General features: G+C 71.6%; 12 protein-coding genes. 6 read left to right on the top strand and 6 right to left on the bottom strand.

Features of this window, described 5'->3' with window-relative positions:
* Positions 1-275: 275 nt before the first annotated feature.
* From RBL05_RS09895 to RBL05_RS09885, 3 genes are all read right to left on the bottom strand, one after another.
* The gene (locus tag RBL05_RS09895) at positions 276-1,094 is read right to left on the bottom strand and encodes an ATP-binding cassette domain-containing protein (RefSeq protein ID WP_308739638.1); all 819 of its coding nucleotides are present in this window, start codon (positions 1,092-1,094) and stop codon (positions 276-278) included.
* Positions 1,091-2,221: an ABC transporter permease gene (locus RBL05_RS09890; protein ID WP_308739639.1), complete on the bottom strand. Its 1,131-nt coding sequence runs from the start codon at positions 2,219-2,221 to the stop codon at positions 1,091-1,093. Before RBL05_RS09890 ends, RBL05_RS09895 begins: the two co-directional genes overlap by 4 nt.
* A gap of 158 nt (positions 2,222-2,379) precedes the next feature.
* Positions 2,380-3,369, bottom strand: coding sequence for a sugar ABC transporter substrate-binding protein (locus tag RBL05_RS09885; RefSeq protein WP_308739640.1), 990 nt, complete (start codon positions 3,367-3,369; stop codon positions 2,380-2,382).
* 330 nt (positions 3,370-3,699) lie between these two features.
* Between RBL05_RS09885 and RBL05_RS09880 the strand changes: the two genes are divergently transcribed.
* Positions 3,700-4,725, top strand: coding sequence for a Gfo/Idh/MocA family protein (locus RBL05_RS09880; RefSeq protein WP_308739641.1), 1,026 nt, complete (start codon positions 3,700-3,702; stop codon positions 4,723-4,725).
* Between the two features lie 107 nt (positions 4,726-4,832).
* Here RBL05_RS09880 and RBL05_RS09875 read toward each other — a convergent pair whose 3' ends face one another.
* Together RBL05_RS09875 and RBL05_RS09870 are read right to left on the bottom strand one after the other, a co-directional pair.
* Positions 4,833-6,050, bottom strand: coding sequence for a toxic anion resistance protein (locus RBL05_RS09875; protein WP_308739642.1), 1,218 nt, complete (start codon positions 6,048-6,050; stop codon positions 4,833-4,835).
* Positions 6,051-6,107: 57 nt separating this feature from the next.
* Positions 6,108-7,019 (bottom strand): hypothetical protein, encoded by a 912-nt coding sequence (locus tag RBL05_RS09870; RefSeq protein ID WP_308739643.1) that lies wholly within the window; start codon positions 7,017-7,019, stop codon positions 6,108-6,110.
* A 1,094-nt stretch (positions 7,020-8,113) separates the two neighbouring features.
* Here RBL05_RS09870 and RBL05_RS09865 point away from each other — a divergent pair.
* From RBL05_RS09865 to RBL05_RS09850, 4 genes are all read left to right on the top strand, one after another.
* Positions 8,114-8,296, top strand: a complete 183-nt coding sequence (locus RBL05_RS09865) for a hypothetical protein (protein WP_308739644.1) — start codon at positions 8,114-8,116, stop codon at positions 8,294-8,296.
* Between the two features lie 110 nt (positions 8,297-8,406).
* Positions 8,407-9,207 (top strand): SDR family NAD(P)-dependent oxidoreductase, encoded by an 801-nt coding sequence (locus RBL05_RS09860; protein ID WP_412523760.1) that lies wholly within the window; start codon positions 8,407-8,409, stop codon positions 9,205-9,207.
* A 70-nt stretch (positions 9,208-9,277) separates the two neighbouring features.
* Complete coding sequence (locus RBL05_RS09855) at positions 9,278-9,655, top strand: nuclear transport factor 2 family protein (protein WP_308739645.1); 378 nt, start codon at positions 9,278-9,280, stop codon at positions 9,653-9,655.
* Between the two features lie 251 nt (positions 9,656-9,906).
* Positions 9,907-11,391, top strand: a complete 1,485-nt coding sequence (locus tag RBL05_RS09850; RefSeq protein ID WP_308739646.1) for a DUF1524 domain-containing protein — start codon at positions 9,907-9,909, stop codon at positions 11,389-11,391.
* Positions 11,392-11,447: 56 nt separating this feature from the next.
* Here RBL05_RS09850 and RBL05_RS09845 read toward each other — a convergent pair whose 3' ends face one another.
* Positions 11,448-12,119, bottom strand: coding sequence for a class I SAM-dependent methyltransferase (locus RBL05_RS09845; RefSeq protein ID WP_308739647.1), 672 nt, complete (start codon positions 12,117-12,119; stop codon positions 11,448-11,450).
* A 149-nt stretch (positions 12,120-12,268) separates the two neighbouring features.
* Here RBL05_RS09845 and RBL05_RS09840 point away from each other — a divergent pair, with 149 nt between their 5' ends.
* A complete protein-coding gene (locus RBL05_RS09840) occupies positions 12,269-13,576 on the top strand; it encodes an acyltransferase family protein (RefSeq protein ID WP_308739648.1) in 1,308 nt (435 codons plus the stop codon).
* Positions 13,577-13,594 lie beyond the last annotated feature (18 nt).

The raw sequence follows: 13,594 nt of genomic DNA, 5'->3' as shown, positions 1-13,594 counted from the left end.
TTGTTCAAAGCTTAGCGGACTTGCCGTTGCTGGGGAGGGCGATGTTGCGTGTTGGCACAGCGTTGAGCGGTCAGCTACCCCGGCGTCCCGTCCCGCTCTGCGGGCTGCAGTGAAGTTGCTGGTCGCTGAGAATCGGATCTGGAGAGCAGTTGCATTAATCGACCGGTAATTCGATCCTGATCTGAGGTGGGGTGGGCGAAGCTCCTCGGTTGGATGCAAGCGAGGTGGGCCAGACGGGTGGTGTCCCCGTCCGGCCGACTCGCCCCGCAGCCCCCTCACGCCGTCTGCGCCGCCCTGCCCAGCTCGTGCTCGAGCGCCTCGAGCTCGGCGCCGCCGGCCATCTCCTGGGCGAGACCGCCGAGGGTGGTCTCCTCCCGGGTCATGTCCGAGACGGTCTGGCCGCGCTTGAGCAGCACGAAGTGGTCCCCGACCAGGTAGGCGTGGTTGGGGTTGTGGGTGATGAAGATGACCCCGAGGCCGCGCTCGCGGGCTCGCATCACGTACTTCAGCACCACGCCGGACTGGCGCACGCCGAGCGCCGCCGTCGGCTCGTCGAGGATCAGCACGCGCGCCCCGAAGTAGACCGCGCGGGCGATCGCGACGCACTGCCGCTCACCGCCGGACATGGTGCCGATGGGCTGGTCGGGATCCCGCACGGAGATGCCCATCTTCGCCATCTCCTCGACCACGATCCGCTTCGCCTCCCGGGTGCGGATCATGCCGAATCTCGTCGGCTCCGAGCCGAGGAAGAAGTTGCGCCACACCGGCATCAGCGGCGCGATCGCGAGGTCCTGGTAGACGGTCGCGATGCCGCGGTCCAGGGCGTCGCGCGGGCTGGTGAAGCGCACCGGCTCCCCGTCGATCAGCATCTCGCCGGAGTCGGGGGAGTGGTAGCCCGAGAGGGTCTTGATGAACGTGGACTTGCCGGCGCCGTTGTCGCCGAGCACGCACGTCACCTCCCCCTCGCGCACCGCGCAGGTCACGTCGCGCAGGGCCGTGACCCGGCCGAAGCTCTTGGTGATCGCGCGGACCTCGAGCACCGGGGTGGTGGTCCGATGGTCCGGCGGGGCCGTGAGGGCGGGGTTGTCGCTCATGAGGTCACCTTCATCGCTCGCTTCTTGATCCACAGGTTCACCAGCACCGCCGCCAGCAGCACGAGGCCGAGGATGGTGCGGAAGAACTCGCTGGGTAGGCCCACCAGCGGCATGCCCTGCTGGACCATGCCGAAGATGAGCGCGCCGATCGACGCGCCGATCACGGAGCCGGCGCCGCCGGTGAGGAGGCAGCCGCCGATCACCGCGGCGATGATGAAGTAGAACTCCAGCCCGATGCCGCTGGTCACGGTCGCGTTGCCGTAGCGGATCACGGTCAGGGTCCCCACCAGCCAGGCCGCGGCCGCGGTGGTCATGAACAGCCCCACCCGCACCCGCATCACGGGCACGCCCACGGCGCGGGCGGCGTCGGAGTTGCCGCCGAGGGCGAAGATCCAGTTGCCCCAGCGGGACTTCAACAGGATCACGGCGCCGACGGCGGTGAGCACCAGCCACCACACCAGCGAGATCTGGAACGGGCCGACGGCGCTGCCGAACAGCGCATGCGCACTGTCGTAGCCGGCGTACTCCCGCACCCCGGAGACGGTGACCTGGCCGGTCAGCCGCTGGGTGACGGCGTAGTTCAGGCCCCACAGCACGAACATCATGCCGAGGGTGACGATGAAGCTGGGCAGCTTCGTCAGGTGCACCATCACGCCGTTGATCGCGCCGACCACCAGGGCGAAGCCGAGCGAGAGCAGCATCCCGAGCCACACGTTCATGTTCAGCTCGGTGACCGCGAGCGCCGTGACCAGGGCGGTGGAGCCGGTGAGGACACCAGTGGAGAGGTCGAACTCCCCGCCGATCATCAGCAGCGCCACCGCGATCGCCATGATGCCCATGGTCGCGGCGGGGTCGAGAAAGTTCGCGATCCCCGCCTGGGAGGCGAAGACGGGCGAGATCAGGGTGAAGCCGATGAACACCAGGATCGCGGCGCCACCGGCGCCGACCTCCGGGGTCATCAGCAGGCGGCGCACTCGTCCGACGGAGACCAGGCGGTCGTCCTTCTCGTCGCCGGGCGCGGGGTTTCCGGGCGTCGGCGCCGAGGCTCCGGGCGCGGCCGACGGGGACGCGGCGGACGGCGACGGCGCTGTCGGGGAGCCGGCTGACGCCGCGGCGCTCGACGACACGGGGCCCGTCGGCACGGACTTCGACGAGGAGTCGGCCGACCGGCCTGCTGCCGACGAACGGGCGGACGAGCCCGCGCCCGCCTCGCCCGTCGGCGTCCGGGACGGTGGGGTGGTCGGGTTTACCGGCTCCCGGGCCGGTCGATCCGGGGCTGCGGCGCTCATCGGGTCCCGGCCTCCACGAACTCGGCGACCTGGTCCACGTTCTCGGAGTCCACGAAGGCGGGGCCGGTGAGGACGGGGTGCCCGCCGCCGAGGGTGTTGCCGTTGTCGTGGTACAGCACGAGCATGGCGATCGGCAGATAGCCCTGCAGGTACTGCTGCTGGTCGACGGTGAACAGGATCGAGCCGTCCTGGATGCCGGCGAGCACGTCGGTGTCGATGTCGAAGCTCGCGACCTTGATGTCCTTGCCGGTCTCGGTGACGCCCGCGAGCGCCGCGGTGGTGACCGAGGGGTTCAGGCCCACGACGGTGTCGATCGACTCGTCGCCCATCAGGGTGGACTCGACGGTGGCCTGAATGCCCTGGGGGTTGTTGAGGTCGACCTGAAGGTTCTGGACCTCACCGCCGAAGCCGTCGGCCACGCCCTGGCAGCGCTGCTCGAGGCCGACGTTGCCCGCCTCGTGGATCAGGCAGACGACCTTCTTCGCGCCCTCCTCCTTCAGCCGCTCGCCGACGCCCTCGCCGGCCACGCCCTCGGACTGGCCGAAGTGGGCGATCGCGCCGAACTCGGCCGAGCGGTCCTCGCCGGAGTTGATGGTGACCACCGGGATGCCGGCGTCGCGGGCGGCCTGGATCGAGCCCTGCAGCGCGTCGGGGTTCGCCATGGACACGACGATGCCGTCGGGGTCGCCCGCGACCGCGGAGTCGATCAGCTGCGCCTGGCGCGAGCCCTCGGGGTCGCCGGTGACGTCGACGTTCACGCCGTACTGGGTGCCGCCGTCCTCCGCGCCCTTCTTCACGACGTTCCAGAACGAGCCGTCGGGGACGCCGTGGATGATCACGGCGTAGTTCAGATCACGGGCCGCGCCGCCGGCGGCATCGCCGTTCCCGGCGGCCTCCTCGGGGGCCTTGCCGCCGGTGCCGCAGGCGGTGAGGACCAGTGCGAGCGCCGCGGCGCCGACGGCCATCTTCTTCAGGGATCTCATCATGGGGATCACGCCCTCTCTGGGATGGGGGCCGGGCGGCGTCCTCGCCGGTCGGCCGGGTCGGCTCCATCGCCGACTCGAGCACAGAGTGACACCGGCCACACAGTCCGTCAAGGCAATGTCTGGACAAGATTTGGTCACGACGCCTGGCTGCTCAGGAGCAGGCCGGGAACGACTTGTATGCCGGGTGGCTCGACGTGAGCATTCGAGGGGAATGTCCTCCAACTTTCGAAGGGGTTGCCCTGGACAAAGCATCTGGAGCAGTAGGACAAATGGCGATACTGTGCGGGGACGCGCTCGCGACACGCGGGCCGACGGACTCGAGGAGGAGCCATGCGACTGGGACTGGTGGGCTACGGCAACGGCGGGCGGCACTTCCACGCCCCATTCCTCGAAGCCGCCCGCGGCGTGGAGATCGCCGGGGTGGTGGCCCGGGCCGAGGCCACCCGCGCCGCCGTCGAGGAGGACCTGCCGGGCGTGCCGACCTTCGCGTCCCTCACCGAGATGCTCGAAGCCGGGGTCGATGCCGTCACCATCACCACTCCGCCGCAGACCCGCCGTGACCTGGTGCTCGAGGCGATCGCGGCGGGCGTGCACGTCGTCGCGGACAAGCCCTTCGCCCCGTCGGCCGAGGTCGCCCGCGAGATGCAGGACGCCGCGCGCGAGGCGGGTGTGGTGCTCTCCGCGTTCCACAACCGACGCTTCGACGCGGACATCCGCACCCTCGCCGGTGTGCTCGAGGGCGGGAGGCTCGGGCGGCTGTGGCGCGTCCACTCCCGCTTCGACCTCGACCAGCCCGAGCAGCTCGAGGCCGGCCCCCACGGCGGGCTGCTGCGCGACCTCGGCACCCACCTCGTGGATCAGCTGATGTGGCTGCTCGGTCCGGTCACCGCGGTCAGCGCGCGGCTGGACCACGTGGACCTGCCCGAGGGACGCACCGACGCCGCGTTCATGGTGACGTTGCAGCACGCCTCCGGCGTCACCTCGACCGCGAGCTCGACCAAGCTGAACCACGTCCAGCGCCGCACCCTGCTCGCCTACGGCAGCGAGGGCGCCTACGAGGTGGCCAGCACCGACGTGCAGGCCGACGCGATCTTCGCCGGGAAGCGCCCGGCGGACGACCCCGTGGCCTGGGGGCACGACGCCCCCGAGCACTGGGGCACGCTCCATACCGCCGACGGTGAGGAGATCGTGCCCTCCGCGCAGGGCAGCTACGTCGCGTTCTACGAGCAGTTCGCCGCGGCCTGCGCCGGGCAGGGCCCCGTCCCGTCGCCCGCCGAGGAGGGCGTGGCCGTGCTCGAGGTGCTCGATGCCGCCCGCCGTGCCGCCGAGACTGGGGAGACGGTGCGGCTGGGCTGAGGCCCGTCAGCAGAATGGGGCTCCCAGCGGCACGCCGCGGAGCTCAGCTCCTCAGCGTGCCGCTGGGAGCCCCTTTGTGCGGATCCCCCTCCCGGCCCCGCCCGGGCTCAGCGGTCCTCGATCTCCAGCAGGCTCGCGGCGCTCTCGATCTCCTCGTGCTCCGGGCGCTCCTTCTGCATCCGCTCCATGTACGGCCGCGCCCGCTCGACCTGCTGCTCCAGGTTCGTCACCGTGGTGAGGAAGTTCTGGTTGGCCTGGGTGCGGAAGGAGTCGATGCCGTCCATCGTGGTGAACAGGTTGTCGAAGGCCTTCTGCAGCGTCTCGGCGGAGACGCCGGAGTTCGCGGCCTGCTGCTGCACCTTCACCGAGTTGTCGGCGAGCATCTTCGAGGTCGAGGAGATGAGGTTGTCGGTGGTGGCGTTGACCGCGTCGATCTGGTCGAGCACGAGCTTCTGGTTCTCGAGCGCCTGGGCGGTGATCACGGCGGTGCGCAGCGCGGTGACGGTGGTGGTGCGGGCCCGCTCCACGCCCTGCTGGAGCTTGGTGTTGTTGTCCTCGATGACGCCCATCGAGAGGTAGGCCTGCACGGTCACGGCGATCTGGGTGGCGACGTCCTGACGGCGCTGGCGCACGGCGAAGAGCACGTCCCGCTCGAGCGCGTCGGCGTCGGCCTGCTTGCCGGAGGCGCGCATCTCCTCGGCCTTGCGCACGGCCCGATCGTCGAGCAGCCCCAGCAGGTGGGAGGCCTTCTGGAGGGCGCCGAGGTCCTCCCAGAGGGCGCGGCGCTCCACGGCGAGCTCCGCGTTGTCGCGCTGGAGCCCCTCCTGGCCGCGGGAGAGCGCGCCGAGGACGTGGTCGAGCTGGTCCTGATTCGACTCGAAGCTGCGGAAGTAGCGCTTGGCGCGGTTGCGGCCGGGCAGGAAGCCGAGCGCCTTGTCGGCGAAGGTCTCCTCCTTCGGCGCGAGCTCCTCCATGGTGGTGCGCAGCTCGGTGAGCGACTTCGCGACGTTCTCCTGGGCGCTGCCCTTCTTGTCCTTCGCGTCGCGCAGCGACTGCTCCATGAAGCGCGAGGAGGTCTGCGAGGTGCGCTCGAAGGTGCGCCGCGCGACCGCGCCGAGGGCGTTGACCTGCGCGGTGAACTCCTGGGAGTGGGGGTTCAGCTGGGAGACCTGGTCGACCCAGGCGTCGGCCCGCTGCTCGAGCTCCTGCTGCTGCTCGGCAGGGAGGTCGGGAAGCACGGAGACGGCGTCGTCGTCGCTGATCTCCTCGACCGGCTCGGCCGGGGTGATGTCCTGGGCGGGGGTGGGCGGCTGGAGCTTGTCCATCGGTGCCTCCTGGGCGGGTCGCGGGTGATGGCTGGTGGTCGATGCCGGCGGGACGGGTCAGACGTCGATGATCGGGTCCAGGTGCTGGTCGGCGAAGCGCCGGCGCAGGAACTCGGAGTGCACCTCGAGGGAGTGGGAGACGCCGCCGACGAGGTCGCTCTCGATGCGTTCGACGCCCTCGCCGAGCACGTCGAGCTGCCGGTCGATCGAGGCGAGGTTCGCCAGCGCCTCCTCGCGGGCGCTCCCGGCGAAGGTGCGCAGGAAGCCGATGATGTCCGCGGCGGCGTCGACGAGGTCGGGCACGTAACGGGTGGCGATGCCCTCCAGCATCGACACCTCGCCGGCCGACGGTCGCAGCTCCTGCAGCTGCTCCGCCCTGACGAGCGCGTCGATCCTGGTCAGCAGCGAGTCGACGTCGTCGAGCACCTGCATCGCCGGGGCCGCGGCGGCCTGCGGGCGCAGCTGCTCGACCGTGCCGCTGGTGGTGCGGTTCGCGGCGAGGATCCGCTCGAGCACCTCGCGGGTGCCGTCGGGAGCCGACGCATCGATCACGGGGCGCTCCTCCGCGGCCCGACGCGGACGGTTCACGGCCGCCCCCACCCCGCCGAGGGCGAGGACGCCGACGCCGGCCGCCGCGCCGAGGGCCAGCACGGGCCCGCCGAGGCCGGTGCCGAGCACGACGAGCAGCGTCGCGAGACCGGCCAGTCCGCCGAGGACGACGGGCGCCCCGAGCCGCACCAGCCACGACGGGCGCGGCGCGGACACCTCGCGGGAGGCGGGGCCGCGGACCGTGCCCTCGAGCGCCGTCTGCTTCGGGCCCCACAGATCACGACGCTCCGCGGTCGCCTTCCACGGCAGGTCCTGGTCGCCAGGGGCGGAGGGGGCCTGCGAGTCGGGCGTGGACGGATCCGGGAGGCGGCTGCTCCCGCTGCTCGGCTGCTCGGCCGAGGGTGTCTCTCCTGCGCTCACTGCGATTCGCGGTCCTCCCCGGGACGGTGACGAGGCCCGAGCGTCGGCCCGTGCAGGCGGGGGACCGCCTCGAGGGCCGTGCGCACGCCTCGTCCTGGGCGTGCTGGAAGGCTACCGCGAGCAGCTGGACCGCAGGTGGGCGCGGGCTGGATTGGGGGGATGGCCGGGGGAGGGGATGGGCGTTCTCGGATCGGCGTTGGGCGGGCGGCCGGGGTGGGGATGGACGGGTACTGGCGCAGGGCGTACCTCTATGCCTATATCGGCGTAGTGGTACGCCCTGAGCCAGTTCTCGACCATCGTGCGGGTGCGGGTGCGGGTGCGGGTGCGGGTGCGGGTGCGGGTGCGGGTGCGGGTACGGGTACGGGTGCGGGTGCAGGCGCGGGATTCCCGGAGCGTGCGGGTGCGGGGGAGCGGCTGGAGCATCGGTGAGAGGCAGTGCACCGAGCACGGGTGCACGTCCCGACCGGGCCTCGGCATGGGGAGTTCTCCCCAGGGAGTTCGCCCCATCGCGCATTCCGGGCGCCCCGCATAGATTTCAGGCACTGGGTGCGGGACTCTCGGGGAGAGGGATGATGGCCCTCCGCGGGGGCGGAGGCCGGCGCAGGGCCCGTGGCCCAGCGGAGGCGGGAGACGGATCGGGGGATCCGCTCCCGCCTTCATGCCGTCCGTGCTGTGCAGGTCATCGCACAGCGGCGCTGCCACTCGGCGGCATCGTCGAGGGCGCCGCGCAGATGCTCGGGCAGGCCGCGGTGGGATCGGCCGCGTCCGTCTCGTCGGTCATGGGACCCTCTTCCGACGTCAACGGTGACCGTCGGCGGCCGACGGGGCGGGCGAGGCGTGGGGTGTGCGGGCAGGTCGGACCGACTGAAGGCCCCGGGCACCGGCGCCGTGCGGGAAGGGCGCAGGACAGGGCGACGAGCAGTGCGCCCGGGGCCGTGTGATCCCGCTGACGGGTGCTGGACAGCTCTTTCGCGCGCGCCCGCGAGGACCCTAGTCTTGACCGGTGCGCCGAGGCGCACGATTTCCCCGACTGACCTGGCAGGACGCGTCTTGCACCAGGCGCGTCCCACACACCGCTGAAGGAGGCCTCCGGCATGGATCCTCGCCCTGACATCCACCTCGGTCACGAGATGACCTCGACGACGCATACCGGGCCCATCTCGGTCGTGTCCAGGAACGCGGACGCCGGGCAGAGCGACAGCTCCGCGCGCACCACCGCCGCCGTGGTCGCGGCGCTCGTGCTCGCCTTCATCGGCATCGTGCTGATGGGGCTCTGAGAGGCGGGTCCCTCGCCGGGAACGGCCCGGGAAGGATCCGCGAGCCCGCGGCGTTGCCCCCTGGCACCCCGGGGGGCGAGGCCCCCGGGACACGAGGAGAGGACCATCCCATGATCGACCTGGACCTGACCGGCAGGACGGCCTTCGTCAGCGGTTCCACGCAGGGCATCGGCCTCGCGATCGCGCAGCGGCTCGCGCTCGCCGGTGCGCGGGTGGCGGTCAACGGCCGCAGTGCAGAGCGGGTGCAGGAGGCGCTCGATGCCCTGGTCGGCGCCGGGGTCGACCCGTCGCGGCTGATCGCGGCGCCCGGCGACGTCACCGCCGAGGACGGTCTCGCCGCCGCGCTCGAGGCCGCCGGCGAGGTGGACGTGCTGGTGAACAACCTCGGCATCTTCGGCGCCGCGCCGGCGCTCGAGATCACCGACGAGCAGTGGCAGCGCTACTGGGACGTGAACGTGATGGCCGCGGTGCGCCTGATCCGCGCGACCCTGCCGGGCATGAAGGAGCGCGGCTGGGGGAGGGTGCTGAACATCGCGAGCGACTCCGCGATCGTCACCCCGGCCGAGATGATCCACTACGGCGTCTCCAAGACGGCGCTGCTGGCCGTCTCCCGCGGCTTCGCGAAGGACGCCGCCGGCACCGGCGTCACCGTGAACTCCGTGATCGCCGGGCCCACGTACACCGAGGGCGTGCAGGACTTCGTCTACGAGCTGGTGGACCCGTCCCTGCCCTGGGAGGAGGCGGAGTTCGAGTTCATGCGCCTGCACCGCCCGCAGTCGCTGCTGCAGCGCCTGATCCGGCCCGAGGAGATCGCCAACATGGTCGTCTACCTCGCCTCGCCGCTGGCGTCGGCGACGACGGGCGGGGCGCTGCGCGTGGACGGCGGGTACACGGACGCGATCCTGCCGTGAGGCCGGCGCCCCGGCGCGCGTGTACGTTGCCCCGCAGGACCGACGACGACGTGACGACCGAGGAGACGACATGGCCGACGACCCGCTGACGCTCGGCGCGCTGCTCGCCCTGGAGCACCGCGGCTGGGAGTCCCTCACCCGGCACGAGGGCGGCCGCTTCTATGGCGCGCTGATGACGGTCGACGCGGTGATGATCCTCGTCAACGGTACGGTCCTGGACCGCGCGACCATCGCCGCGACCCTCGACGACTCGCCCGCCTGGAGCACCTTCACCCTCGAGGACGCACGCCTGGTGCCGACGGGAGAGACCAGCGCGGCGCTGGTCTATCGGGCGACCGCCGCCCGTGACGGCGAGGAGGCCTTCGTGGCCCTGATGTCGAGCCACTACACGCTGGTGGGCGGCCGGCCGGCGCTCACGCTGTACCAGCAGACGACGGTGACGCACTGATCGGTCCCGTCGTCGACGGGTAGACGGACGATTCCCGAGGTCGCGCGGGCCAGGGGTCCGGGAGGACGCCCTGCATTTTTCCGCACATCCGCGTGATGTCGGCGGCATCGGACGAAAGTCCTGCTCATTCGTGGTCGTTGAATCGTAATCTTCAAGAGTCTCTGCTGTGGAGACACAGGGGACGGGCGACTGCCGCCGACGCCCCGGTCCGTGCCGCGCACGGACATCGGTGACGATCACGAAGGATGGGCATGAACGCTCAGAACCCGACTCCGCCGCGCCCGGACGGGAGCCAGAACTGGCCCTCGGCGCCCACGTACGGCCAGAGCCCGCAGGCCGGACTGCCCTTCGAGCCGGCCACTTCGGCGCGGCAGCCGCAGCGCCCCGTGCAGGCCCCGGCCAAGAGCTTCCCGATCGCCTGGGTGCTCTCGCTGTTCCTCGGGGTGTGGGGCGTGGACCGCTTCTACCTCGGCAAGTGGAAGACCGGCCTGCTGAAGTTCTTCACCGCAGGCGGGTTCTTCATCTGGTGGCTGGTCGACCTGGTGCTGCTGAGCATCGGCCGGATGAAAGACGCCAAGGGCGGGCCCCTGCGTCAGTTCGAGACGATGAAGTGGCCCGCGCGGGCGATCTCCGGCGTGGTCGCGCTCGGTTTCGTCGCGATGATCGCGGGCGGCGTCACGGTCGAGACGCCCCCGGCCGACGAGGTCGCCGCGGGTGAGACCGCCCTCGAGGAGACCGCCGTCCTGGCGGACGAGCCGACAACGGAGGCGCCGACGTCGGCCGCTCCCACGACGGAGGCGCCGACCACTCCGGCGCCCACCACCACGGTCACCCCGACGCCCACCCCGACCCCGGAGCCCGTCGCGGCCGAGGGCACGGCGCTCGCGGTCCTCGCCGGACTCGACGAGAAGGGACGCGGCCCGAAGACCGACTACGACCGCGAGCTGTTCGGCTGGCGCGACGACATGGACCGCAACGGCTGCGACACCCGCAACGACATCCTGCGCCGCGACCTCACCGCGATCACCCTCAAGGGCGGCACGAACGGCTGCGTCGTCCAGCGCGGCACCCTCGATTCCCCGTACAGCGGCGACACCGTCGACTTCGACCGCGAGAACAGCACCGTCGACATCGACCACGTCGTCGCGCTCTCCGACGCCTGGCAGACCGGCGCCGCGAGCTGGGACGAGCAGACCCGCCGCGAGTTCGCCAACGACCCGCTGAACCTGCTCGCCGTCGAGTCGAGCCTGAACCGGCAGAAGGGTGACGGCGACGCCGCCACCTGGCTCCCGCCGAAGAAGGACTACCGCTGCGAGTACGTGGCCCGGCAGATCGCCGTGAAGGACAAGTACGACCTGTGGGTCAAGCCCGCCGAGGCCGACGCTATGGAGCGCGTGCTCAGCAGCTGCGAGGACTTCCTCGCGATCGAGGACGATGACCAGTGGCCCGCGACCGGCGAGGGCGACGTCGTCGCGACCGAGGAGGAGCCCGCGCCGGAGCCTGAACCTGAGCCGGCCCCTGAGCCCGAGCCTGCTCCGGAACCCGAGCCCGAGCCCGCTCCCGCGTACGAGCCTGCCCCGAAGGAGGAGTCGAACGACAGCAGCTCCGGCGGCGGCAGCGTCTACTACAAGAACTGCGACGCAGCGCGCGCGGCCGGTGCGGCCCCCGTGCACGCCGGCGACCCCGGCTACAGCAGGAAGCTGGACCGCGACGGCGACGGGGTCGGCTGCGAGTGACGCCTCGCGAAGGATTCCCGCTCCAGTCCGCTATACCCGCTGAGGGTGGGCGGCCGTCAGCGCCGGCGCAGCACCAGCACCGCGTCGCGGTGCTCGCCCGCCGACCCGTCGGGGGCGGTCGCGGCGCGGGGCCGCTCCTCGGCGAGCTCGATCACCCACTCCGACGCCGGGGTGCCGAGCTGCACCGCCTCCTCCTGCACTGAAACCATCGTTGCCGGATGCTCCTTCGCCCAGGACGGCGGTGCCGCGTGCGAAACGGTGACCAGGCGCCCGCCGGGGCGCAGCGCCGTCATGGCCCGGCGCAGGATCGCGGTGCGGTCCAGCGCCACGTTCGACTGGAAGAAGTTCGCGGTGACCAGCTCGACCGTTCCCGGTTCCGGCTGCCAGGCGTCGAGGTCTACGGCCTCGAAGCTCGCCCCGTCGAGCCCCCGCGCGGCGGCCTCGTCACGGGCCCGGCCGACGGCGGTGGCGGAGATGTCGAGACCGAGTGCGGTCCAGCCCTGCTCGGCGAGCCACAGCACGTCCCCGCCCTCCCCGCAGCCGAGGTCGATGGCCGTGCCTGGCGTGAGCTCGGCGACGACCGAGGCCACGGTCGCGTTCACCTTCCCGGACCAGATGCGCTCGCTGCCGGAGTAGCGCTGCTCCCAGTACTCGGTGGGGGAGAGATCGGGGGCCGGCTCGGCGTGCGAGGGCGCGTGGGCGTGCGAGGCGTGGTGGTGAGCAGTCATGGGCTGAGCCTCGCAGACCCTCCCGCAGCGCGGAAGCGCTCTTGCCGGGGACGCCGGAGCGAGCCGGTCCCGCGTGCGGAGTGCGGAGCTCGGGGTAGATTGTCGCCACTTCCAGCGGCTCCGCCGCCGGGTTGAGGGGAGGGGACCCGATGACGAGCACGCGCCCGAGCCGCGCCGAGAAGGTCGACGCCGCGACCCCTGCCTCCCGCAACCGGGTCGTCGACTTCCTGCGCGCCGCCGCGATCACCGTGGTGGTCCTCGGGCACTGGACGATCATCGCCGTCGACCCCGACGGCGGGATCCTCCCGCACGGCGTGCTCGACGGCGCGCGGTGGACCCACCCGCTGACCTGGGTTTTCCAGGTCATGCCGATCTTCTTCCTCGTCGGCGGCTACTCCAACGGACTCTCCTGGCGCTCTGCGAGGCGCAAGGAGATCGGCTACGCCGAATGGCTGCGCACCAGACTCCGACGCCTGGGCATCCCGCTGATCCCGCTGCTGCTCGCCTGGCTCGTGATCGGCGTGGTCGCGGTCGCGCTCGGCGCCCCGCATGCGACCGTGCAGCTCGCCTCCCAGATGGCGCTGATCCCCACCTGGTTCCTCGCCGCGTACCTGATGGTGATCCTCGTGGGCCCGCCGTGCCTGTGGCTGTGGGAGCGCTTCGGGTGGTGGTCGATCGTGGGCGGCATCGCGCTCGCCGGGATCGTCGACGCGATCAGCATCGCCGCCGACCAGCCGCTGCTCGGCTACCCGAACTACCTGCTCGTCTGGGCGGCGTTCCACCAGGTCGGCTACGCCTGGCTCGACGGCCGGCTCTCGGGCATCGGCCGACGGATGCTGCTGGCCGGGATCGGTCTTGTCGGCCTGCTGCTGCTCGTGCTGGTGGGCCCGTATCCGGTCTCGATGATCACTGCCGGGGGAGATGCGATCTCCAACTCGAGCCCGACGCGCGTGACGATGGCGTTCCTGGGCATGCTCCAGGCATGGCTCGTGCTCTCGCTGGAGAAGCCGCTCGAGGCGCTGCTGCGGCGGCCGAGGCTGTGGTTCGTGACCGTGCTCGTGAACCAGCGGATCATGACTTGGTTCCTGTGGCACCTCACCGTCATGGTGGGGGTGGCGCATCTGCTGCTCGCACTCGCCGCCCGGGCGCTGCTGCCCGAGCCGCTGACCGGGCTGTGGTGGGCAACGCGGCCGCTGTGGGTGCTCGTGCTGTTGGGCCTGACCGGAGTGGTCGTACTGGTGATGGGTCGCTTCGAGACGCCACGCCCCGACGAGCGGCCGGCGCCGCCGCTGTGGAAGCCGATCGCCGCGGCCGTGTGTGTCGTGGTGGGCCTCGCCGTCATGGCCTCCGTGGGCGTGGTGGGGGAGAGCGGCGTGACCTGGTGGTGGCCGCTGCTGCCGGTGGTGGGGCTGTGGGGGTTTGGGGTGGCGTCTGTCGCTCGTCGTCGCGGCCTTTAAGACCCGGACGGTTGGACG

Source organism: Brachybacterium sp. GU-2 (assembly GCF_030866705.2).
GTDB classification, from domain to species: Bacteria; Actinomycetota; Actinomycetes; order Actinomycetales; family Dermabacteraceae; genus Brachybacterium; species Brachybacterium conglomeratum.
Note: the sequence above shows the minus strand (reverse complement) of the source record. Positions and strands in the feature narration are given on the sequence as shown.